Here is a 22,255-nt window from a genome sequence, read left to right on the forward strand (position 1 = left end):
CCAAGCTACATGGCGATCGCTCAGATCCAGGCTCGTACGGCGGCCCACGCCGGCTCTCGGCACCTAAGCTGCCAGATTCCGAACAGATAAGGCTCGTGTGTTGCCATCCATGGCAACACACGGTCCCGCCAACCCACCCATGCCCACCCTTTGACAGGGGGCTGGTGGGCAATGGAAAGTCCAAAGCAGAAAGCAGAAAGCAGAAAGCAGAAAGCAGCCGAGCTGGCGCTGCGCTGCTCGCTTCTCGAATCTGATTGCTCACCGCTAGGCGCTCACCGCTCACCGCTCGGCACTCAGTACTCAACGCTCGACGTCAGCACCAGCACCGGTGCCGATGCCGATGCCGATGCCGATGCGATTGGCTGAAAAGCAATGCGACGACCGCAGGGCGTGCCGAGGCTCGTCTCCGTCGCGCGGCATCTGCGTTTGTTTTCTCATAGGCGACCGACCCATTGTCGAGGGGCGGGGGTGTGTGGGTTGGCGGGACCATGAGCGCCATGGATGGCGCGACATGAGCCTCCATGGATGGATTCACGGCGTGTCCCGCGAACCCACACACCCCCGCCCAGCCTGCAGAATCTGAGGGCCGCTCTCCTCCAAAGCGCGCGGGAACCGGGAGTCGGGAGGCGGGAGGCGGGGAGTCGGCAGCAGCCCATAACAAAAACGGCCCGCTTGCGCGGGCCGTCTGCTGTTGCATCCGGGCAGGAGGGCTTAGACCTCCACGCCCTCGTCTTCCTTGTACGCATCGACCGGGATGCAGGCGCACATCACGTTCTTGTCGCCGTAGACGTTGTCCACGCGCGCCACCGGCGGCCAGTACTTCTGCTGGCGCAGGCTGGCCAGCGGGAAGGCCGCCAGCTCGCGCGGGTAGGCGTGGGCCCACTCGCTGGCCGAGACCGCCGTGGCGGTGTGCGGCGCGTGCTTGAGCGGATTGTCTTCGCGGTCCAGTCGCCCGTCTTCGATCGCGGCGATTTCCTCGCGGATCTGGATCATCGCGTTGATGAAGCGATCCAGCTCGTGCAGCGATTCGCTCTCGGTCGGTTCCACCATCAGCGTGCCGGCGACCGGGAAGCTCAGGGTCGGGGCGTGGAAGCCGAAGTCGATCAGGCGCTTGGCCACGTCCTCGGCGCCGATGCCGGAGGTCTTCTCCAGCGGACGCACGTCCAGGATGCACTCGTGTGCCACCAGCCCGTTGCGGCCGGTGTACAGGGTCTTGAAGTGCGGGGCCAGGCGCTTGGCGATGTAGTTGGCGTTGAGCAGCGCGACCTGGGTCGCCTTGCGCAGGCCGGCGGTGCCCATCAGCGTGATGTACATCCAGCTGATCGGCAGGATCGAGGCGCTGCCGAAGCTGGCCGCGCTGACCATGCCGACATCGCCTTCGCCGCCCAGCACCTTAGGCAGGAACGGGGCGAGGTGCGACTTGACCGCGCACGGGCCGACGCCCGGGCCGCCGCCGCCGTGCGGGATGCAGAAGGTCTTGTGCAGGTTCAGGTGCGACACGTCCGAGCCCCACTTGCCGGGCTTGGCCACGCCGACCAGGGCGTTCATGTTGGCGCCGTCGGTGTACACCTGGCCGCCGTGCTTGTGCACGATCTCGCAGATCTCCACCACCTCTTCCTCGAACACGCCATGCGTGGACGGGTAGGTGATCATCAGCGCGGCCAGGCGGTCGCTGTACTTCTCCGCATTGACGCGGATGTCCTCCAGGTCGACGTTGCCGTTGGCATCGGTCTTGGTCACCACGACCTTCATGCCGCACATCTGCGCCGAGGCCGGGTTGGTGCCGTGCGCCGAATCCGGGATCAGGCAGACATCGCGGTGGCCTTCGCCGCGCGAACGGTGGTAGGCGCGGATCGCCAGCAGGCCGGCGTATTCGCCCTGCGCACCGGAGTTCGGCTGCAGGCTCACCGCGTCGTAGCCGGTGCACTCGACCAGCATCGCTTCGAGGCCGTCGATCAGTTCCTTGTAGCCGGTGGCCTGGTCGGCCGGGGCCAGCGGATGGATGTTGGCGAATTCCGGCCAGGTCACCGGGATCATCTCGGCGGTGGCGTTGAGCTTCATGGTGCAGCTGCCCAGCGGGATCATGGTGCGATCCATGGCCAGGTCCTTGTCCGCCAGCGAACGCAGGTAACGCAGCAGTTCGTGTTCGCTGTGGTGGGTGTTGAACACCGGGTGGGTCAGGAAGGCGCTGGTGCGCACCAGATCGGTCGGCAGCGCATCGGCGGTGGCCGCATCCAGTGCGTCCACGTCGACGGTTGCACCGAACAGCTGGCCGAGCGCGACGATATCGGCGCGGGTGGCGGTTTCATCCAGGCTGATGCCGACCGCGTCGCTGTCGATCGCACGCAGGTTGATGCGCGCTGCGGCGGCCTTGGCGTGGATCGCCTTGGCGTCGATGTCCTTGACGTGCAGGGTGTCGAAGAAGTGCTCGCCCACGTTGACGCCGGCGCTGCGCAGGGCAGCGGCCAGGATCGCGGCCAGGCGGTGGGTACGGCGGGCGATGCGGGTCAGGCCTTCCGGACCGTGGTACACGGCATACATCGAGGCCATCACCGCCAGCAGCACCTGGGCGGTACAGATGTTGGAGGTCGCCTTCTCGCGGCGGATGTGCTGCTCGCGGGTCTGCAGGGTCAGGCGGTAGGCGGCATTGCCCTGCGCATCGACCGAGACGCCGATCAGGCGGCCCGGCATCGAGCGCTTGTACGCATCGCGGCAGGCCATGAAGGCGGCGTGCGGGCCGCCGAAGCCGAACGGCACGCCGAAACGCTGCGAGTTGCCGACCACGATGTCCGCGCCCCATTCGCCGGGGGCGGCGATCAGGGTCAGCGCCAGCAGGTCGGTCGCCACCGCGACCAGGCCGCCGCGCGCGTGCACGGCATCGGCCAGCGCCTTGTAGTCGCCGATATGGCCGAAGGTATCCGGGTACTGCAGCAGCACGCCGTAGGCTTCGGCGTCCATCGCCTCGGCCGGGGTGCCCACGCGCAGCACGATGCCCATCGGCTCGGCGCGGGTGCGCAGCAGTTCCAGCGTCTGCGGGTGCACCGCGTCGTGCACGAAGAAGGTGTCGGACTTCGACTTGGCCGAGCGCTTGGCCAGCGTCATCGCTTCAGCGGCGGCGGTGGCTTCATCCAGCAGCGAGGCGTTGGCGATCTCCATGCCGGTCAGGTCGGCGCACAGGGTCTGGAAGTTGATCAGCGCTTCCATGCGGCCCTGCGAGATCTCGGCCTGGTACGGGGTGTAGGCCGTGTACCACGCCGGGTTTTCCAGCACGTTGCGCAGGATGACGTTCGGGGTCAGCGTGCCGTAGTAGCCCTGGCCGATGAAGGTGCGGAACACCTGGTTCTTGTCGGCGATGGCGCGGATCTTGGCCAGTGCCTGCACTTCGGTCAGCGACTCGGGCAGGTCCAGCGGTGCCGGCGACTTGATCCCGGCCGGGACGATCGCATCGGTCAGCGCGTCAAGCGAGGCGTGGCCGACCACGTCGAGCATCTGCGCGATTTCGGCGTCGTTGGGGCCGATGTGGCGTTCGACGAACGCGTGGCTGTGTTCAAGCTCGCGCAGGGAGGGGGTGTTCTGGGACATGGCTGGCATCTCGGAGAGTGGGCACGCACGTTCGGAAGGCGGTCGGGCCAGGGCGCGTCGCGGGCGACAGCGATCCACCGGACCTTGCGGTCTTCCTGGGTGCCCCTCTGTCCTTTTGCCTGAGAGTTTAAAAGCGCGCATCTGCGTACTTCGTGCCCCTTCGGCGCCGGCATTCGCCGGTCTCTCCAGAGTTTTGATGCGGGTGGTATCGGGCCTGAGCGATTACGGGCGTTGCGCCTTCGGCAGCGGGTGTCCGCTTCTCCCACCATGTAGCCCGGCGAGTATAGCCCAGCGCTTTCGGCCGCTGGGCCTTTCCAATACATGAATACGGGGCCGTCCGGACCCCGGAAACGTGCCCCCGGGCATGGTGCCGGGCGCGGCAAAGGCCTATGATCGCTGGATCCTCGTATTCATCTGGCGCTGCCCGTACCGGGCTGGCGCCCGCCGCGCATTGCGCACGGCCGCTGACGGAAGCCCGCATGACGCCCGCCTCACCCTCGACCCGCCGCCTGGCCCTGCTGCTCGCAGGCCTGGCGATGTTCGGTCCGTTCTCGATCGACACCATTTTCCCGGCCTTCCTGCTGCTGGGCGACCGCATGCAGGTGGACCAGGTCGCGGTGCAGCAGACCATCAGCGTGTACCTGCTGTTCTACGGCCTGATGAGCCTGGCGCACGGCCCGCTCTCGGATGCGTTCGGCCGTCGGCGGGTGATCATCGGCGGGCTGGTGCTGTTCATCGGCGCCTCGATCGGTTGTGCGCTGTCGCGCGACATGACCACGCTGCTGGTGTTCCGCGCGCTGCAGGGCGTGACCGCCGGTGTCGGCGTGATCGTCGGCCGCGCGGTGATCCGTGATCTGTACCACGGCGCCGATGCGCAGCGGTTGATGAGCCAGGTCTCGATGATCTTCGGCGTCGCGCCGGCGATCGCGCCGATCATCGGTGGCTGGATCCTGCTGGGCGGCGGCGACTGGCCGTTGATCTTCTGGTTCCTGGTGCTGTTCGGCGTGGTGCTGCTGCTGGCCACCAGCAAGTGGCTGCCGGAAACCCACCCGGTGGAAGCACGCACGCCGCTGTCGATGCGCGAACTGCTGCGCAGCTACGCGCGCATGGGCTCCAACCCGCGCCTGCTGCGCCTGGCCGCGGCCGGTGCGTTCAATTTCTCCGGCATCTTCCTGTATATCGCCTCGGCGCCGGTGTTCGTGATGCAGCACCTGCAACTGGGCGAGGGCGGCTTTGCGTGGCTGTTCATTCCGACCATCGGCGGCATGACCGTGGGCTCGTTCCTGTCCGGTCGCATGGCCGGGCGGATCGTGCCGCAGCGGCAGATCGCGATCGGCTTCGCGCTGTGCGCGGTCTCGGCGCTGCTGAACTTCGGTTACGTGGTGTCGGTGCCGCAGATCGCATTGCCGTGGGCGGTGATGCCGATCTTCCTGGGTGGTGTCGGCATGGCGCTGATCTTCCCGATCCTGGCGCTGGCCGTGCTGGACATGTATCCGCATCAGCGCGGCCTGGCCTCGTCCATGCAGATGTTCATCCAGCTGATGATCAACACGGTGGTGGCCGGCGTGGTCTCGCCGATGCTCAGCAGCAACCCCCTGCATCTGGCCCTGGGCTACGCGGCGTTCTTCGCCATCGGTGGCAGCTTCTGGTACTGGGAGCGGCACGCCGAGCGCCGCCGTGAACTGCTGACGCCCATCGAGTGATCCCCCTGCCGCACAGGCCCGCCAAGGCCCGTGCGGTATCCTTGGCGCTTTGACGCAGTCCGGATTTTCCCATGTCGACCACCTCCAAACTGCGCCGCGACATCCGCCGGCGCCGCGAAACCCAGGCCGCCAACCGCGAGCAGGCCACCGCTACGCCGGTTGAGCCGCATGCCGAACTGCGCGACCAGCAGCGCACGCTGCTGGCCGGCATCGTCCGCCGGGACGGCGAGTGGGTGCTGGGCATGGATGGTCGCATCGCCGGCCAGACGCCGAGCGCGGCGCGGGTACTGGCCCTGATCATGCAGGCCGCCGAACTCCACGAACGCCAGGGCACCCCGGTGCGCCTGGTGTATTCGGATGCACTGAAGGACGCCGCGCATGCCGAGGCGAAAGCGGACGGCATGGATTTCGAGCAGTTCAAGGTCGAGCTGGCGGCAGCGCTTAAACCGAAATCGTAACGCCGCGCCCTGCGCGAATGCGTTGGGTGGTCGTGCCTGTCCCCCGGATGCAGCCCCCGATGTGCGCATCGAAAAAAACCGGCCTTTCGGCCGGTTTTTCGTTCTACCGCTGTCGCCGGGCGGGGCCCGGCGGCAGCCGTTACGGTGCCTTGGGGGCCACCGGTGCAGCTGCGGTAGTCGGGGGCTGCCAGCCACACATCTGGCCCTGGTTCTGCTGCTTGAGCCACTCGTTGACCGGGGTGAAGTACTCGATCATCGGGCCGGCATCGAGCTTGTCGCCGCCGGTGATTTCCTTCAGCGTGGCCTGCCACGGCTGGCTGGCGCCCTTGCTCAGCATCGCCCAGAACTTCTGGCCGGCTTCCTTGTTGCCGTAGAAGCTGCACTGGTGCAGCGGGCCCTTGTAGCCGGACGCATCGCACAGGCCCTTGTAGAACTGGAACTGCAGGATGCGCGCCAGGAAGTAACGGGTGTACGGAGTGTTGCCCGGCACGTGGTACTTGGCACCCGCGTCGAAGAATTCCTCGCCGCGCGCGCTGGCCGGAGCCACGCCCTGGTACTTGGCCTTCAGGTCCCACCAGGCCTGGTTGTAATGGTCCGGGGTGATCGAACCGTCGAACACGCCCCAGCGCCAGCGGTCGATCATCAGGCCGAACGGCAGGAACGACACGCCGCTCAGGGCCATGCGCATCTGCGCGTTGATGGTGGCTTCGCGGCTTTCCTGCGGCGTGTCGACCAGGCCGATCGAGTTGAGGTACTTCGGCGTCATCGCGAGCACGATGGTGTCGCCGATGGCTTCGTGGAAGCCGTCGTTGGCGCCGCCCTGGAACAACGGCGGCAGCGGGTTGTAGGCCAGGTCGTAATAGATATGGCCCAGCTCGTGGTAGATCGTGGTGAAGTTCTCTTCGTTGGGCTTGATGCACATCTTGGTGCGCACGTCGCCGTCCATGTTCATGTCCCACGCGCTGGCGTGGCAGACCACATCACGGTCCAGCGGCTTGATGAACTGCGTCTTGTCCCAGTACGACTTCGGCAGGGCCGGCATGCCCAGCGAGACGTAGAAGTCCTGCGCGCGCTCGGTCATCTGCTTGGCGGTGCGCAGTTCGGCCTCACGCTGCGCCTTGTACAGCGCCTCCACGTTCGCGCCGCTGCCGGCCTTGGCCAATGCGCCGCTGAGGTTGGTCTGGTACTGCTTTTCCAGTGCGGCGGTGATGTCCAGGTTGCCGGCGCCGGGGTACGGTTCCAGCTGGTCCCACAGGTTGGACCAGTCCTGCTGCCACATGTTGCCGGTCAGGTGCGCGGCGATCAGGCCGCCGTTGACCTCGGCTTTGTCCTTGCCATAGGTGGCGTCGAGCTTGGTACGTGCATAGCAGTGCAGCTGCTCGTACATCGGCTTGACCTGGTCCCACAGGCGGTCGGTTTCCGGCCCGATCTGGTCGGCGGGCATGTCGTAGCCGCTGCGCCACATCTGGCCGGCGTCGGCGAAGCCCATTTCCTTGGCACCTTCATTGACCAGGCTGACGAAGCGTTCGTAATCGGCGCGCATCGGCTTGGTGGTGCCGTGCCAGCCCTGCCAGGCGTCCAGCTGCTGGTCGTAGTCGCGGCTGCGGGCGAGTACCTGTTCCAGATCGCCGAGCTGGCGGCAGGTCTGCGGGTTGGCTTCGTCGGTGCAGTACTTGCCGGAGCCGTAGGCGCCTTCCATGCGGCTGGCGATGCGGGTCAGCTCGGAGAGCTTGGCCGGGTCGCGCGGGGCCGGCATGGAGGTCATCAGCTTGAGCAGGTGGATCTGGCGCTTGGTGTCTTCGCTCATGGGCTGGCCGTCGTATTGGCCGGCCTGGGTGATCCAGCCGTTGAGGACGGTGAGCCAGCGTTCGTTGGCCTTGGCCGCGACGCGCTCGGAATCGTCATTGATGTAGGTGGAGGACAGCCACTGCGCCGATGTCATTTCCGGGTACATGGCCTTGTACTCGGCGTTGACGCGGGCGATGAACTGGTCCGCGGTTTCCTTGGACTGGGTGGCGCCCGCAGCCGGTGCATCGGCGGGGGACGGTTCCTTCTGGCAGGCCGCCAGCGTCAGTGCGGCAGCACTGACTGCCAGGGCCAGCAGGAGCGGGCGGTGGTTCACGGGCACATCCTTGGGTGGTGACAGACCGGCGAAGGCTAGTGAAGCGCCGGGCGCACCGCAAGGGGCAGGGCAGCAGGGTTCGGTTCAATCGTCAACGTCAACGTCAACGGCGAGGAGTCATTGCATCGTGGTTTGGGTCGGTGCGGGTGGGTTGTCGGGACCCGCCGTGAACCCGTCCATGGGGGCTCGATATGCGCCATCCATGGCGCATAACGGTCCCGCCAACCCACCCACACCGCCCCGTCGACAGTGGGTCGGTGCTCATGGGAACAACAACGGCGTTCAGAGCGAAGGTTGGCTGTCTCAGCGAATGTTCTGTCTTTGCCTGCCTTTGCCTGCCTTTGCTTGCCTTTGCTTGCCGTTCCGACAACGCAATCTGTGGGGGCGAGGCAGGCCATACCGTGGCGGGACCGTCGGGCGCCATGGATGGCGCACGTCGAGCCCCCATGGATGGGTTTACGGCGCGTCCCGCCACGGTATGGCCTGCCTCGACCCAAACGGAAGACCGAAAAGCTGGGCAGCTCTTCGCTGAAGGCACCGGACCCTACGCGCCGAACGGATCAAACCTCGCACGACGCAAACAGATCCCGGTCACGTTCATACACCGACGTCTTGACCTGCATCAGTCCGAGTACCGACGGGAACAGATTGTCGTGGTCGGTGTATTTACCGGCGCGCTCCCGCACGCAGGCCAGGTTGAGCCCACGGTTGGCGGCGAAGGACGGCGAGAACCACATCGTCATCGGTACGCGGGTCTGCTCCTGTGGCGCGATCGCATACGGCACGCCGTGCAGGTACAGGCCCTTCTCGCCCAGCGACTCGCCGTGATCGGAGAGGTAGATCATCGCGGTGTCGTAGTCGTCCATGCCCTTGAGGGTGCCGATCGTGCGCGAGAGCAGGTGATCGGTGTACAGCAGCGCGTTGTCGTAACTGTTGGTGATCTGCGCGCGGCTGCATTTGCCGAGGTCCGGTGTGTCGCAGGTGGGGGTGAAGCGGCGGAAGCGTGCCGGATAGCGTTCGAAGTAGCTCGGCCCATGGTTGCCCAGCTGATGCAGCACCACCACGCGGTCACCGGGTCTGGCGCGGACCTGGGCGGCGAGGTCGTCGATCAGGATTTCATCCATGCAGCGCCCGTTGGTGCACAGGGTCGGATGCTTGGCATCGTCCAGTGCCTGCATCTCCAGGCCCTCGCAGACGCCCTTGCAACCGGACTGGTTGTCGCGCCACAACGTGGCGATGCCGGCGTGGTCCAGTACGTGCAGCAGCGATTGGTGCGCGCGGATCTTCTTTTCGTCGTAGTCGTGGCGTCCGTAGGGCGAGAACAGGCACGGCAGGGAAACTTCGGTGCTGGTGCCGCACGAATGCATGTCGGGGAAGTTGATCACCCCGGCCTGGGCCAGTTCCGGCGTGGTCTGCCTGGCGTAGCCGTTGAGGCCCCAGTTCTGCGCGCGCGCGGTCTCGCCCATGACGATCACCAGCAGGCGCGGGCGGCTGGCCGCAGCACGCGGAGTCGCCTTGGCATCCATGCCGATCGGCAGCTTGGGAGCGCGCTGGATCGGATTGTCACCGCGCAGTGCCTTGGGCAGGCCGAGCAGGACGTTGCCGGGCGTGGCCAGGTAACGCACTTCGCGCTGGTTGCGCATCAGCGATGACATTTCCTGGAAGGACAGCATCGCCCCACCGAAGGCGACCAACGCCGACACCACCAGAAAGCCAACACGCCACAGCAGCGCCCTGCCCAGCGTGCGCCGGCGCAGCTGCACGCGCCACAGCAGCAGCATGGGTGCGAAGGCCAACAGCAGCAGCGGCAGGATCAGGGTGGGGGTGATCAGTTCCCGGCTTTCCTTGTGGTCGGTCGCCAGCACGTTGCGCAGCATGTCCGCATCCAGGTAGATGTGGTAACTGCTCATGTAGTGCGCAGCCAGTGCGGTGCCGAGCAGCAGCACGCTGAGGACCACTTTGGCATTCCAGCGCCAGACCAGCAGCCCCATCAGCAGGCTGTGCGCGCCGACCAGGAACAGCAGCAGCGAGAGCGCGAAGCGGAGGCTACCCGGGTGGGTCGCCATCGCGCTGTGCCAGAACAAGCCATTGCAGGCCAGCGCGAAGAACACGCTGGTGAGCAGGATCAGGGTCTCGGTCGTGCACTGCGGGCGCCAGGCACGCAGCGCGGCCAGCGCCGGGAAGCGCGCGGCGCGCGGGAGGGCAGCGCTCATGTGGCCTCTCCCGGCGCGGCGACCACTGCAGCGCTGCGTTCGCCACGCCGTATACGCTGGACCAGCAGATACAGGCCGAGCGACACCGCCCAGCAGGTAGCCAGTGTCCACAGGTCATGCGACAGGAAGTGCGCGCCACGCAGTTGCTGCGACAACCCGAACACGCCGCCGGCCAACAGGCCCGCCGCCAGGCCGCGCCAGCGCCAGGCCGGGCGCACCATCCGGGCGAAGAAGTACAGGCTGACCCATGCGAAACCAGCGCTGGAGTGCCCGCCCGGGAAGCACACGCCACGCGGCATGCCCGGCGGGCGGGGCGAGAGGAGTCCGATGAACTCGCGGGTGCCGCCGTAGCGGGCCAGATCCCACGGGCAGTCCATGTTGGTCAGCGACTTGAGCAGCGAGACCAGGCCCGTGCCCAGCGCGACGGCCAGTACCAGGTACAGCAGCGGCCAGCGCCACGCGGCCGCGCGTTCGCTGCGCCAGGCGTGGGTGCACAGCACGATCGCCAGCAAGGCGGCGGCACTGCTGGCCCACTTGCCGGCCTGATGGATCAGGTGGGTGGTGAACCACGCGTTTTGAAGCGTCCACCGATGGCCTTCGAGCTGGTACAGGTTGTCCGCCAACCACTGGTCGCCGCCGGCACCCATCAGCGTCGCACTGACAAGCAGTGTCACCGCCAGGGGCGCCCAGAGATGGTCGCGAAGGAAGCGCGGCGTGCCCGTGGCGGCTCGCTCGGAGGAAAAGGCAACGGTGGGCGCTGGAAGCATGGACAGAGAGGCCGGCGGGAGATTCCGGCGCCATGGTCGTCAGCGGGGTGTCGGAGAGCGGTCGGAGCGATGTTGGCCGCCGGTTAAGCGCTGCCTCGCGTTCAGTCTTCCTCGTCCTGCGCGGTGTCGGTCGCGGTCACCGCCGCGTGGCAGTCCGGCTGCCACGCGGTGCCCGGGAACAGCAGCCAGCGGTTGCGGTTCGCGCTGCCGATCTCGATCACGGCCGCGGGGTCCACGCAGGGACTGATCGCCTCATCCAGCACCAGCAGCCAGCGCTGTGCGGGCGCCTGCGCCAGCCAGGGGCCGGCGGCCTGCCATTGCTGCTCCCACGGTGTCTTGAAACCGAAATCGGTCACCGGCCGGTCGGCCTGCAGCAGGTTCTGCTCGCGCCAGGCCACCACGCCCAGTTCGGCGCGCGGGCCGATCCGCGCGCCCACCTTCTGCATCACGGCGGAGGCGGAGCTGTACGGATCCAGCGTGGGCATCAGCACCCAGCCATACAGATTCCAGAGCAGGAATGACGTCGCCACCACCAGCGCGCCGACACGGCGTTGCCGCCACCACAGTGCCAAGGCCAGCAGCACCACGCCGAAGGCGAGCAGCCAGCCGCCGAGCACCGGCAGCAGGCTGTCGGGCATGGCGCGCCGCGCCAGTTGCGCGTGCGCCCACGCACTGCCATTCCAGAGTTGCAGGCCGATATACAACCCGGCCGCGCCCAGCACGGCGACATACGCCCACAGCAGCCAACGCAGCCCGGCACGACGCAGCAGCCCGGGCAGCAGGGGCGCGGCTGCCAGGCACAGCGCGGGCAGCATCGGGAAGATATAGACCTCGCGCTTGCCCGGGCTCGCGCTGAAGAACACCAGTACCAGCACGGCCCAGCCCAGCAGCAGCCACCAGCGCCCGTCCAGGCGCTTGAGGCGCCGCCACCATGCCGGGATCAGCGCGGGCAGCAGCAGGCTGCCAGGCAGCCATAGGGTCGCCATCACCTGCAGGTAGTACCAGGCCGGTTTCACGTGGTGCCAGGCATTGGCGTAGCGGGTGCCGGTCTGTTTGAACAGCAGTTCACGCGCATAGCCGTGCAGGGCCGGGTCGGACGAGTGCAGCAGGGCAATGCCCAGCGGTGCCAGCCAGACTGCGGTACCGAGCAGGAACGCCGGCAGCAGCCACCACAGGTCGCGCGCGGTGCCGGCCGGCAGCAGCGTGCCGCGGGCGCGCCACCGCCAGACGGCGAAAGGCAGCAGCACCAGCAGCGGCAGGAAGCCCACGCCCTTGGTGACCGTGCCGAGACCGGCCGCGAAGCCGGCCAGCCACAATGCAGGCCGGTTGCGGCCTTCAAGCAGATGCCGCAACAGGCCCCACAGTGACAGCGTGGTCATGGCGACCAGCACCATGTCGATCTGGGCCCGTTTGGCCATCAGGCCGAACTGCAGGCAGCTGAACAAGGCGAGCATCGCCCACCCGCCGACGCGCCGGGTCCACAGCCGCCGACCCAGATCCCAGGTCAGCCACAGGGTCAGCAGGGCAGCCAGCAGCGAGGGCACCAGGAAGGCAAGCGCCCAGCCGCCGAACAGCTGGTGGCTGGCCGCCTGCATCCACATGAAAACAGGCGGTTTTTCCGCATACAGTTCGCTGCCGCGGTGGGGCAGCAGCCACTGGTCGGAGTCGACCATGGCACGGGCCGCCAGCACGAAACGCGGCTCATCCGGCGGCGAGGGCTGACGCAGGCCGATGCCGGCCCCCAGCGCCAGCAGCAGGGCAACGCAGACCAGCACACGCGGCCAGCGCCGCAGGAGGGAGGATTCGGTCACGCCCAGGCTCATCGGCAAAACAGCCACTGTCTGCCCGACAGCGTAGGAAAAGCGTCGTAACCACCCCATTGCGACCGGATTCCGACATGGTTCCCGCTACCATGCGCGCAACCGGTCAAGAGAGTCTCCCATGCGGCTGCTGGTCATTGAAGACAACCGTCAGCTGGTTGCCAATCTTTTCGATTACTTCGAATCCCGTGGGCATGTGCTCGATGTTGCGCCCGATGGTGTCACCGGGCTGCACCTGGCCGTGTCCCAGCCCTACGACGCCCTGATCCTGGACTGGATGCTGCCGCGCATGGAAGGCCCGGAAGTGCTGCGGCGGCTGCGCGCCGACCACGGTTCGGAAGTGCCGGTGATCATGCTGACCGCCCGCGACGAGCTGCCGGACAAGATCGCCGGCTTCCGTGCCGGCGCCGATGATTACCTGACCAAGCCGTTTGCGCTGCCGGAGCTGGAAGTGCGCCTGGAAGCGCTGATGGTGCGCGCCAAAGGACGCAACCCGCGCAAGGTGCTGGAGGTGGCCGACCTCAAACTGGATCTGGCCACGCTGGAAGCGCAGCGCGACGGCAAGCCGCTGCATCTGTATCCGGCCTGCCGCAAACTGCTGGAAGTGCTGATGCGTGCCAGCCCGGGCGCGGTCACCCGCCAGCAGCTGGAGTTCGCGCTGTGGGGCGACGAGCTGCCCGATGGCGACCTGCTGCGCTCGCATGTCTACGAGCTGCGCCGCAGCGTGGATGGCCCGTTCCAGCAGAAGCTGATCCACACCCTGCCGCGGGTGGGGTACCGCCTGGGCGTGTCGGCTGCGGACAGTTCCGATGCAGTGGCGTAAGCGCACGCGCATGCCAGCGCCGATGCACCGGCGCATGGTGTGGTGGCTGCTGGGCTATCTGGCCCTGATCTCGCTGGCGGTGTTCAGCGTGGGCAACTATGTGCATGAACATGCCGAGCACTCGGCATGGCGCGCGTTGCTCAACTCGGAGCTGGACAGCATCGTCAACCACATCGAACACGAACCGCACTACCGCTGGCAGGATTCGGACACACTGCGGTTGTTCTACATCGATGGCAGCCCTGCGGTGCCGGAGAGCCTGCGCACGCTGCACCCGGGCCTGCATGACGGGGTGGTGGTCAATGACCGCCTGAGTGCCGTGATGATCCGCGAGACCCCTCAACTGGGGCGGCTGGCGCTGGTGCTGGACATCAACGATTTCCATGAGCTGGAACAGTTCGCCACGCGCTGGGTGTTGCTGGCCGGCGTGCTGATGATCATCGTCACCGTGCTGATGGCGTCCTTCGGCGTCGGCCGGTTGGTGCGCCCGCTGAGCTCGCTGGCCAGGCGCATCGATGAGCTGCACCCGGGTGTTCCCGGGCAGCGGGTGGAGGTGGACCCGCGTGCCAGCTCGGAGCTGTACGTGATCGCCAATGCGCTCAACGACTACCTGGCGCGCAACGAACAGTTCGTCGAGCGCGAGCGCGTCTTCATCAGTACCGCCAGCCATGAACTGCGTACGCCGATCGCGGTGATCACCGGGGCCTCGGAGCTGGCGCTCGGCCAGCCTGACATTCCCGAGCGTGCGCGACAGCAGATGCAGCGCGTGCACCGCACCGCGCAGGGCGTGGAGCAGCTGATCCAGCTGCTGCTGGTGCTCGCCCGCGATCCTGCGCGGTTGGCCGCACTGGGCGAACGCATTCCCTTGGACCTGCTGGTACCGGACATCATCGAAGACCATCGTCACCTGATGGGCGACAAGGACCTGCGCATCGAAGTCGACGGTCTGGCCCGGGTGGATATCGTCGCGCCACTGGGCGTGGTCCAGGCGGCGATCGGCAACCTGCTGCGCAATGCGATCGAAAACAGCGGCCGCGGCACGATCCACATCCAAGTGTCGGACCAGGCGGTGGTGACGCTGCAGGATCCCGGGTTGGGCATGAGCCCGGAGGAGATCGCGGCCGTCTACGCCCGCATGGCGCGGGGCGACCGCAACGAGCAGAGCGGGATCGGCCTGGAGCTCATCGCCCGGCTCTGTGAACACCTTGGCTGGGCGTTGCAGATCCAGCCCTGCGTGCCGCGTGGGACCTGCGTGATCCTGGATCTGGGGGCCTCGCTGCCGGAGCGCAGCCGCACGGGCTCGCTGCCTGCGTCGTGATCGCCCTGATCGCTGCACTGCAAAGTGTGGCCTCGTGACGACAATGTTAAGCTCCGGAGGCGCCGCTCTATGCGGCGCTTTTTTTATCCCTTCGATCGACAGAGGATGGCGTGATGCCGACCGAACCCAGTACTGCCCTGATCACCAATGACATCGTCGGCCTCGGCCTGATCGCCGCCACGCTCGCCGTGATTTTCTGGGCCGCCAGCGGCCCGACGCCGCTGCTGAAGAAGGTGTTCGCCTGGGTGCCGGCGCTGCTGCTGTGCTACTTCATCCCGGCCATCTACAACACCGCCGGCCTCATCGATGGCCACAACACCTCGCTCTACAACCCGATCGCCCGTGACGTGCTGCTGCCTGCCGCGCTGGTGCTGCTGACGCTCTCGATCGACCTGAAGGGCGTCATGAAGCTCGGCCCGAAGCTGCTGCTGGTGTTCTGCGCCGGCACGCTGGGCATCATCCTCGGCGCCATCGTGTCGTTCCAGACGATGTCCTGGATCCACCCGGCCACCGTGGCCGGCGATACCTGGAAGGGCATGGCCGCCCTGGCCGGCAGCTGGATCGGCGGCGGCGCCAACATGGTGGCGATGCGCGAAGTATTCGGCGCCGATGCGACCACGTTCGGCCAGTTCGCCGTGGTCGACGTGGCCTGCGCGAGCCTGTGGATGGCGGTGCTGCTGTTCCTGGCCAACCGCGCCCAGCAGATCGATGCGCGCAACGGAGCGGATACCCGTGCCATCGATGAGATGAAAGCCCGGATTTCTGCCTACGAAGCGCAGAACGCGCGCATTCCCAGCCTGACCGACCTGATGGTGATCGTGGGCGTGGCACTGGGTGGTGTCGGCCTGGCGCATGCCATCGCGGCGCCGCTGAGCGGCTGGTTCAAGGCGAACGTGAGCTGGGCCAGCCAGTTCAGCCTGGACAGCGCATTCGTCTGGGTGGTCCTGTTGTCCACCGCGCTCGGCCTGGCCCTAAGCTTCACCCGCGCGCGGCGGCTGGAATCGGCCGGTGCGTCGCGTCTTGGCACGATGTTCCTGTACTTCCTGATCGCCTGCATCGGCATGCAGATGGACCTGCTCTCGCTGCTCGACCGTCCGTGGCTGTTCGCGCTCGGTGCGATCTGGATGCTCACGCACATTCTGGTGCTGTGGATCGCCGCCAAGCTGCTGCGCGCACCGCTGTTCTTCTTCGCGATCGGCTCGCAGGGCAACATCGGTGCAGCGGCATCGGCCCCGGTGGTCGCCGCGGCATTCCATCCATCGCTGGCCCCGGTCGGCGTGCTGCTGGGCACCGTGGGCTATGCCACCGGGACCGGGCTGGCCTATGTGACCGGGCTGATCCTGAAGTGGATGGCCGGCGCCTAAGGCGGGATCGAGGCGCCACGACCCACGTCGTGGCCGGTCCAGGCCGCGGTGCGGCCCAATGAAAACGGCGGCGCTTTCGCGCCGCCGTTTTTTTGTATCGGTATCCCGGCCAACGGTCGGGACCGTGCCGATGCTGCGGCTTCAGCAGCACCGTCCTCCGTTCTTGCCGCTGTAACGCGCCTCCTGGCGCTCGCGGAAGAACGTCTTGTAGTCCATCGGCACGCGGTCCGGATGCTTCTCCAGCACATGCCGGACGTAGTTGTCGTAGTCGGGAATGCCACAGCACAGCCGCGCGGTCTGCACCAGGCGCCGCCAGATGCGGCGGTGGGCCTGGTACTGACCGGCGGGGACGAGTTCGGTACTCATCACAGGTCCGCCATCTGGTGCGGCTCCAGCGCCACGTACGGGGTTTCCCTGTCGGTCCGCTGCGCGGTGCGGCGGGCCATGAAGATGGTCTTGATCGCGTAGAACAGGATCGAGAACACCACGAACAGGAACAGCACGGTCAGGCCGGTGTTGACGTAGGCGTTGACCACGATCTGGTGCATCTGGCCGACGGTCTTGGCCGGCGCGGTCAGGGTGCCGGTGGCGATCGCATCCTGGTACTTGTGCGCCTGGGCCAGGAAGCCCTGTGCCGGGTTGCTGTCGAAGATCTTGATCAGGCCCGCATAGGTGGTGCAGATCAGCAGCCACACGGCCGGTACGCCGGTCACCCAGGCGAAGCGGTCACGCTTCATCTTGAACAGCACCACGGTGCCGAGCATCAGTGCGATACCCGCCAGCATCTGGTTGGAGATGCCGAACAGCGGCCACAGGGTCTGGATGCCGCCGAAGGGATCGACCACGCCCGTATAGAGCAGGTAGCCCCACAGCGCCACGCAGCCGGCGGTCGCGATGATGTTGGCGGTCCACGATTCGGTCTTCTTCAGGGCCGGGATGAAGTTGCCCAGCAGGTCCTGCAGCATGAAGCGACCGGCACGGGTACCGGCATCGACCGCGGTGAGGATGAACAGGGCTTCGAACAGGATCGCGAAGTGGTACCAGAACGCCATCATCGCGTTGCTGCCGCTGGGGATCGCCTCGTGCAGGATCTGCGCGATGCCCACCGCCAGCGTCGGTGCGCCACCGGCGCGGTGCAGGATGGTCGGCTCGCCGATGGCCGCGGCCGTCGCCTCCAGCTGCTCGGGGGTGATGATGAAGCCCCACGTATTGCTGATGTAGGCCGCGGCGGAGACCGCATCCGGACCGATCACGGCGGCCGGCGCGTTCATGGCGAAGTAGATGCCCGGATCGATGATCGAGGCGGCCACCAGCGCCATCACCGCGACGAACGATTCCATCAGCATGCCGCCGTAGCCGATGTAGCGCATGTGGCGCTCATTGGCGAGCAGCTTGGGCGTGGTGCCCGAGGCGATCAGCGCATGGAAACCGGACACCGCGCCGCAGGCGATGGTGATGAACAGGAACGGGAACATCCCGCCTTTCCAGACCGGGCCGTCGCCAGTGGCGGCGAACTGGGTCAGCGCCGGCATCTTCAGTTCCGGCATGACGATCAGGATGCCGATCGCCAGCGCCACGATGGTGCCGATCTTGAGGAAGGTGGACAGGTAGTCGCGCGGCGCCAGCAGCAGCCACACCGGCAGCACCGAGGCGACGAAGCCGTAGCCGATCAGCATCCAGGTGATCTGGATGCCGGTGAAGGTGAAGGCCGGGCCCCAGACCGGATCGGCAGCGACCTTGCCACCGAACCAGATCGCGGCCAGCAGCAGGATCAGGCCGACCACGGAAATCTCACCGATCTTGCCCGGGCGGATGTAGCGCATGTACACGCCCATCAGGATCGCGATCGGCATGGTCGCGATGACCGTGAACATGCCCCAGGGGCTTTCGGCCAGCGCCTTGACCACCACCATCGCCAGCACCGCGAGGATGATGATCATGATCAGGAAGGCGCCGAACAAGGCGATGGTGCCGGGCACCGGCCCCATTTCCTCGCGCACCAGATCGCCCAGCGAGCGGCCGTTGCGGCGGCTGGAGAGGAACAGGATCATGAAATCCTGCACCGCGCCGGCCACGACCACGCCCACCACCAGCCAGAGCAGGCCGGGCAGGTAGCCCATCTGCGCGGCCAGCACCGGCCCGACCAGCGGGCCTGCACCGGCGATGGCGGCGAAGTGGTGGCCGAACAGCACGTGCTTGTTGGTCGGGACGTAATCCAGGCCATCGTTGTTGATCACCGCGGGCGTGGCCCGGGTCGGATCGAGCTGCATCACCTTGTCGGCGATGAACAGGCTGTAGAAGCGATAGGCGATGAGATAGATGGAGACCGCAGCGACGACGATCCACAGCGCATTGATGGGTTCACCGCGGCGCAGCGCGACGGTGCCTAGACAGAATGCGCCAAGCAGTGCGATGACTGCCCAACCCAGTTTCGAAAAACCTTTCATGAGATTGCGTCTCCCTGGAGATCGTCGTAAGAGTCCGCCTTGGCACTGACGGGGTCAATGCAATGGCGGGGGCTTGCCGCTAGTACTTTGGTCGTAGGGTGGGTGGGGGGCGTGCCCGTGCACGTCATCGGAACATCACGCTTGGAACAATCGGTTGCGGGCATGACGGTTGGCCGGCGGGGCCGGCGAGGCCATCTTGTCGATAGATCACCGACCCTGGAGTCACCATGAGCAGCCCAACCCCGGTGCGCGTGCTGCGCACCATCCGTGGCATGGCCACCTCCGATGGCGCCGGCGTCCGCCTGACGCGGGTCATCGGTGGGCCGTCGCTGCCCGACCTGGATCCGTTCCTGCTGCTGGATGAATTCGGCACCGACCGTGCCGAGGACTACATCGCCGGCTTCCCCAGCCATCCGCACCGCGGGTTCGAGACCGTCACCTACATGCTCGAAGGCCGCATGCGGCACAAGGACAACCACGGCAACGAAGGTCTGCTCACACCGGGCAGCGTGCAGTGGATGACCGCCGGACGCGGCCTGATCCACTCGGAAATGCCCGAGCAGGAATCCGGCCAGATGCGCGGTTTCCAGCTGTGGGTGAACCTGCCGGCGCGCGACAAGATGACCGACCCGAAATACCAGGAGTTCGCGCCGGACCATATCCCGGTGACGGCGCCGGCCGAGGGCGTGCAGGTCAAGGTGATCGCCGGGCAGGTGGGTGACACCGTCGGGCCGATCGTGCAGCCGGCCACCGACCCGGTGTATCTGGACATAACCCTGGAGGCGCGCGCGGGCTGGAGCTACACGCTGCCCGATGGCCACAACGCGTTTGCCTACGTGTTCGAAGGGGGGCTGGAGATCGGCGAGGGCGACGATGCGCGCCCGGTGGCCAAGCAGGAAATGGCGGTGCTGGGCGGCGGTGAGCAGCTGACCCTGCGCGCGGGCGACACCGGTGTGCGCCTGATCCTGGTGGCGGGCCGCCCGCTGCGCGAGCCGGTGATGCGGCACGGGCCGTTCGTGATGAACACCAAGCAGGAGCTGATGCAGGCCTTCGTGGATTTCCAGGAAGGCCGCTTCTGAGGCACGGCAGTGCCGGCCGTTGGCCGGCAACCGCATGACACCTGACCGTGTGGGAGGCGCCGGCCAGCGGCCGGCGCTACCGTTGCTTCCGGGATGGGCGCGGCGCACCGTCCCGGCCTCTTCCTCAGCGCCCGGCGGCGACAGCCGAGGGCGTCAGGTTCATCCCCTGCGCCAGCGATTGCAGCGAACCGAGTTCATTGGGATCACCGGCATACAGTGCGATCTGGGCGAAGCGGTTCTTGTCGAACTTCACCACGGTAATGCGGCGGGTGTCGTAGCTTGGCGGTTTCTGGCCGCCCAGGTCGGGCTGATACCAGTACAGCGTTTCGCCCGCAAAACTGCCTTTTTCCTGTCGCAGCGCGCGGTTCAACGGCAGCTCGGGATTGCGGGCACTCAGGGTGAGGCTGAGTACTTCACGCCCATCGGCGGTGCTGGCCCTGCACAGGATCAGATCCCGCTGGGCCAGTTCCTGCCAGTGCAGGCCGCTGCTGGCGGGCAGGGACGGACATTCGGTGGTGGATTGCGCCGCAACGGCGCCGACAGACATCAGCAGACACACACACACGACAGCGCGCAGGACGTTCATGGTTCCCCCAGGGTCGATGATCGCGTCCGTCGCTGACAGGCATTCCGGCGGCCGTCGACAACCCAGGCCGTGGTGGCGCATTCCCCGCGCGCACCGGATGACTCGCTGCCGTCAGTGTCGGACGAGTGACCCGGACCTTAACGGAATGTGACTCAGTGTACAAATAATGGTTTCTGGTGAATCTTTCTCCACGGGAGGGCCGGGCAGCGCGCGGCCGCCCGGCCGGACCCTCAGCGCGGCGCTGCCCCCATCCATTTGTAGACGATGCCGCCGATCAGGCCGCCCAGCAGCGGCGCCAGCCAGAACAGCCAGAGCTGGCCCAGCGCACCGCTGCCGGCGAACAGGGCCACGGCGGTGGAGCGGGCCGGATTGACCGAGGTGTTGGTGACCGGAATGCTGATCAGGTGGATCAGGGTCAGGGCCAAGCCGATCGCGATCGGGGCAAAGCCCGCCGGTGCGTTGCCGTGGGTCGAGCCCATGATGACGACCAGGAAGAAGGCGGTCAGCACCACTTCGCACAGAAACGCGGCCGCGACGCTGTAGCCTCCCGGTGAGAGTGCGCCATACCCGTTGCTGGCGAACGCGCCGGCCTGGCTGCCATCGATCTGGAAGCCGGGCGCGCCGGAGGCGATCTGCAGCAGGATGAAGCCGGCCAGCGCACCGCCGAGCACCTGCGCGACGATGTAGGGGAGCAGGTCACGGGCCGGGAAGCGGCCGCCGGCCCACAGGCCGAGGCTGACGGCCGGATTGAAGTGCGCGCCGGAGACATGCCCGAACGCGTAGGCGCCGGTCAGCACGGTCAGGCCGAAGGCCAGCGCGACGCCCACGAAACCAATCCCCAGCGGATTGCCGTCGCCGCCGAACTTGGCGGCCAGCACCGCGCTGCCACACCCGCCCAACACCAACCAGAACGTGCCCAGAAACTCGGCGGCCAGACGCTTGCCCATGCTCATCGATGTGCTCCACGTTATGCCCGGGGTGGGCAGGCGCAACGTAGCTGAATCGGGGTTCATCGGGGTGACGGCCACGTCAAGACCCGACGAACGGTTGGCCGCCGGGTGTGCGGCTCAGTACGCGGGCAGCGGAATGAACTCTTTGTCGTCCCCCGGAATCGTGCCGAAGCGGCCGGATTCCCAGTCGTGCTTGGCCTGCTCGATGCGCTCGGTGGAGCTGGAGACGAAGTTCCACCAGAGGTGGCGCGGGCCATCAAGCGGTTCGCCGCCCATCAGCATCGCCTTGATCGGGGTCTTGGCGCGCAGGCGGCCGCGGGCGCCGGGCTCGGGGATGATCAGGTGCTGGGCGGGAACGTCCACGCCGTCGAGCTGGGCCTGGCCTTCGAGGATGTACAGCGAACGCTCGGCGTGGCCGGTATCCAGGTCGATTTCCGCATCGGCGTCGAGATCGATGGCGACGTTGAGGGTATCGGCGAACACCTTGACCGGGGATTCTTCGCCGTACGCGCGGCCGGCGATGACGCGCAGCCAGGCACCGTTGCGGCGCTGCTGGGGCAGGGTGTCGGCGGCATGGTGGTAGAACGCGGGATAGGTCTCTTCGGCACTCTTCGGCAGCGCCAGCCAGGTCTGCATGCCGTGCAGCGGATGGTCGTGTTCGCGCTCGATGGCGGGCGTGCGTTCGGAGTGGGCGATGCCGCGGCCGGCGGTCATCCAGTTGACGTCGCCGGGGCGGATGACCTGGTCCGAGCCGAGGGTGTCGCGGTGGCCGATGGCGCCGGACCACAGGAAGGTGACGGTGGCCAGGCCGATGTGGGGATGCGGGCGCACGTCGATGCCGGTGCCGGGGGAGAGCACGGCCGGGCCCATCTGGTCGACGAAAACGAAGGGACCGACGCTGCGCGCCTGCAGGGTCGGCACGGCACGGCGCACCTGCAGGCCGCCGATGTCATGGATGCGGGGGGCGATGATGGTCGTCATGCGGGCGGTCTCGCTGGCGGGGACAGAGCGGGAGGATCGCAT

The 22,255-nt window shown here is 67.0% G+C and carries 17 protein-coding genes and 1 riboswitch; of the genes, 7 read left to right on the plus strand and 10 right to left on the minus strand.

Features of this window, described 5'->3' with window-relative positions:
• Window positions 1–171: 171 nt before the first annotated feature.
• Window positions 172–366, plus strand: a complete 195-nt coding sequence (locus tag HDC96_RS00005) for a hypothetical protein (protein ID WP_179458228.1) — start codon at window positions 172–174, stop codon at window positions 364–366.
• A gap of 345 nt (window positions 367–711) precedes the next feature.
• Here the strand turns inward: HDC96_RS00005 and gcvP are convergent, their stop codons facing one another.
• Window positions 712–3,591 (minus strand): aminomethyl-transferring glycine dehydrogenase, encoded by a 2,880-nt coding sequence (gcvP, locus tag HDC96_RS00010; protein ID WP_179458229.1) that lies wholly within the window; start codon window positions 3,589–3,591, stop codon window positions 712–714.
• Between the two features lie 88 nt (window positions 3,592–3,679).
• Window positions 3,680–3,781: riboswitch (glycine riboswitch) on the minus strand.
• Window positions 3,782–4,061: 280 nt separating this feature from the next.
• Here gcvP and HDC96_RS00015 point away from each other — a divergent pair.
• Both HDC96_RS00015 and HDC96_RS00020 read left to right on the plus strand, forming a co-directional pair.
• Window positions 4,062–5,285, plus strand: a complete 1,224-nt coding sequence (locus tag HDC96_RS00015) for a multidrug effflux MFS transporter (protein ID WP_179458230.1) — start codon at window positions 4,062–4,064, stop codon at window positions 5,283–5,285.
• Between the two features lie 71 nt (window positions 5,286–5,356).
• Entirely contained in the window at window positions 5,357–5,743 is a 387-nt protein-coding gene (locus HDC96_RS00020; RefSeq protein ID WP_176989172.1) for a hypothetical protein, read from the plus strand.
• Between the two features lie 139 nt (window positions 5,744–5,882).
• Here the strand turns inward: HDC96_RS00020 and HDC96_RS00025 are convergent, their stop codons facing one another.
• From HDC96_RS00025 to HDC96_RS00040, 4 genes are all read right to left on the minus strand, one after another.
• A complete protein-coding gene (locus HDC96_RS00025) occupies window positions 5,883–7,865 on the minus strand; it encodes a M2 family metallopeptidase (RefSeq protein WP_179458231.1) in 1,983 nt (660 codons plus the stop codon).
• A gap of 560 nt (window positions 7,866–8,425) precedes the next feature.
• Complete coding sequence (locus HDC96_RS00030; protein ID WP_179458232.1) at window positions 8,426–10,078, minus strand: phosphoethanolamine--lipid A transferase; 1,653 nt, start codon at window positions 10,076–10,078, stop codon at window positions 8,426–8,428.
• Complete coding sequence (locus tag HDC96_RS00035; RefSeq protein ID WP_179458233.1) at window positions 10,075–10,845, minus strand: phosphatase PAP2 family protein; 771 nt, start codon at window positions 10,843–10,845, stop codon at window positions 10,075–10,077. Before HDC96_RS00035 ends, HDC96_RS00030 begins: the two co-directional genes overlap by 4 nt.
• Before the next feature lie 101 nt (window positions 10,846–10,946).
• Complete coding sequence (locus HDC96_RS00040; protein ID WP_343202986.1) at window positions 10,947–12,656, minus strand: glycosyltransferase family 39 protein; 1,710 nt, start codon at window positions 12,654–12,656, stop codon at window positions 10,947–10,949.
• Window positions 12,657–12,786: 130 nt separating this feature from the next.
• Here HDC96_RS00040 and HDC96_RS00045 point away from each other — a divergent pair, with 130 nt between their 5' ends.
• From HDC96_RS00045 to HDC96_RS00055, 3 genes are all read left to right on the plus strand, one after another.
• Window positions 12,787–13,488, plus strand: a complete 702-nt coding sequence (locus tag HDC96_RS00045) for a response regulator transcription factor (RefSeq protein ID WP_179458235.1) — start codon at window positions 12,787–12,789, stop codon at window positions 13,486–13,488.
• Window positions 13,475–14,806, plus strand: a complete 1,332-nt coding sequence (locus HDC96_RS00050) for a HAMP domain-containing sensor histidine kinase (RefSeq protein ID WP_179458236.1) — start codon at window positions 13,475–13,477, stop codon at window positions 14,804–14,806. The genes HDC96_RS00045 and HDC96_RS00050 overlap by 14 nt, the downstream gene beginning before the upstream one ends.
• A gap of 113 nt (window positions 14,807–14,919) precedes the next feature.
• Complete coding sequence (locus HDC96_RS00055; RefSeq protein WP_179458237.1) at window positions 14,920–16,170, plus strand: DUF819 family protein; 1,251 nt, start codon at window positions 14,920–14,922, stop codon at window positions 16,168–16,170.
• A gap of 141 nt (window positions 16,171–16,311) precedes the next feature.
• Here HDC96_RS00055 and HDC96_RS00060 read toward each other — a convergent pair whose 3' ends face one another.
• Both HDC96_RS00060 and HDC96_RS00065 read right to left on the minus strand, forming a co-directional pair.
• Window positions 16,312–16,536, minus strand: a complete 225-nt coding sequence (locus HDC96_RS00060; protein ID WP_019183464.1) for a CstA-like transporter-associated (seleno)protein — start codon at window positions 16,534–16,536, stop codon at window positions 16,312–16,314.
• A complete protein-coding gene (locus tag HDC96_RS00065; protein ID WP_179458238.1) occupies window positions 16,536–18,617 on the minus strand; it encodes a carbon starvation CstA family protein in 2,082 nt (693 codons plus the stop codon). Before HDC96_RS00065 ends, HDC96_RS00060 begins: the two co-directional genes overlap by 1 nt.
• A 227-nt stretch (window positions 18,618–18,844) precedes the next feature.
• Between HDC96_RS00065 and HDC96_RS00070 the strand changes: the two genes are divergently transcribed.
• Entirely contained in the window at window positions 18,845–19,696 is an 852-nt protein-coding gene (locus HDC96_RS00070; protein ID WP_179458239.1) for a pirin family protein, read from the plus strand.
• Window positions 19,697–19,820: 124 nt separating this feature from the next.
• Here HDC96_RS00070 and HDC96_RS00075 read toward each other — a convergent pair whose 3' ends face one another.
• From HDC96_RS00075 to HDC96_RS00085, 3 genes are all read right to left on the minus strand, one after another.
• The gene (locus HDC96_RS00075) at window positions 19,821–20,282 is read right to left on the minus strand and encodes a hypothetical protein (protein WP_179459558.1); all 462 of its coding nucleotides are present in this window, start codon (window positions 20,280–20,282) and stop codon (window positions 19,821–19,823) included.
• A gap of 230 nt (window positions 20,283–20,512) precedes the next feature.
• Entirely contained in the window at window positions 20,513–21,235 is a 723-nt protein-coding gene (gene aqpZ / locus HDC96_RS00080; protein WP_179458240.1) for an aquaporin Z, read from the minus strand.
• Window positions 21,236–21,349: 114 nt separating this feature from the next.
• Window positions 21,350–22,213: a pirin family protein gene (locus tag HDC96_RS00085; RefSeq protein WP_179458241.1), complete on the minus strand. Its 864-nt coding sequence runs from the start codon at window positions 22,211–22,213 to the stop codon at window positions 21,350–21,352.
• Window positions 22,214–22,255: the final 42 nt, after the last annotated feature.

It is taken from the genome of Stenotrophomonas sp. JAI102 (genome assembly GCF_013409105.1).
In the GTDB taxonomy this organism is placed as follows: Bacteria; Pseudomonadota; Gammaproteobacteria; order Xanthomonadales; family Xanthomonadaceae; genus Stenotrophomonas; species Stenotrophomonas maltophilia_AA.

Coding starts and splice junctions, on each gene's coding strand:
- gcvP (WP_179458229.1), bottom strand. CDS start 3,591: ATGCCAGCCATGTCCCAGAACACCCCCTCCCTGCGCGAGCTTGAACAC.
- aqpZ (WP_179458240.1), bottom strand. CDS start 21,235: ATGAGCATGGGCAAGCGTCTGGCCGCCGAGTTTCTGGGCACGTTCTGG.
- HDC96_RS00030 (WP_179458232.1), bottom strand. CDS start 10,078: ATGAGCGCTGCCCTCCCGCGCGCCGCGCGCTTCCCGGCGCTGGCCGCG.
- HDC96_RS00070 (WP_179458239.1), top strand. CDS start 18,845: ATGAGCAGCCCAACCCCGGTGCGCGTGCTGCGCACCATCCGTGGCATG.
- HDC96_RS00005 (WP_179458228.1), top strand. CDS start 172: ATGGAAAGTCCAAAGCAGAAAGCAGAAAGCAGAAAGCAGAAAGCAGCC.
- HDC96_RS00050 (WP_179458236.1), top strand. CDS start 13,475: ATGCAGTGGCGTAAGCGCACGCGCATGCCAGCGCCGATGCACCGGCGC.
- HDC96_RS00045 (WP_179458235.1), top strand. CDS start 12,787: ATGCGGCTGCTGGTCATTGAAGACAACCGTCAGCTGGTTGCCAATCTT.
- HDC96_RS00065 (WP_179458238.1), bottom strand. CDS start 18,617: ATGAAAGGTTTTTCGAAACTGGGTTGGGCAGTCATCGCACTGCTTGGC.
- HDC96_RS00085 (WP_179458241.1), bottom strand. CDS start 22,213: ATGACGACCATCATCGCCCCCCGCATCCATGACATCGGCGGCCTGCAG.
- HDC96_RS00055 (WP_179458237.1), top strand. CDS start 14,920: ATGCCGACCGAACCCAGTACTGCCCTGATCACCAATGACATCGTCGGC.
- HDC96_RS00075 (WP_179459558.1), bottom strand. CDS start 20,282: ATGAACGTCCTGCGCGCTGTCGTGTGTGTGTGTCTGCTGATGTCTGTC.
- HDC96_RS00020 (WP_176989172.1), top strand. CDS start 5,357: ATGTCGACCACCTCCAAACTGCGCCGCGACATCCGCCGGCGCCGCGAA.
- HDC96_RS00060 (WP_019183464.1), bottom strand. CDS start 16,536: ATGAGTACCGAACTCGTCCCCGCCGGTCAGTACCAGGCCCACCGCCGC.
- HDC96_RS00035 (WP_179458233.1), bottom strand. CDS start 10,845: ATGCTTCCAGCGCCCACCGTTGCCTTTTCCTCCGAGCGAGCCGCCACG.
- HDC96_RS00015 (WP_179458230.1), top strand. CDS start 4,062: ATGACGCCCGCCTCACCCTCGACCCGCCGCCTGGCCCTGCTGCTCGCA.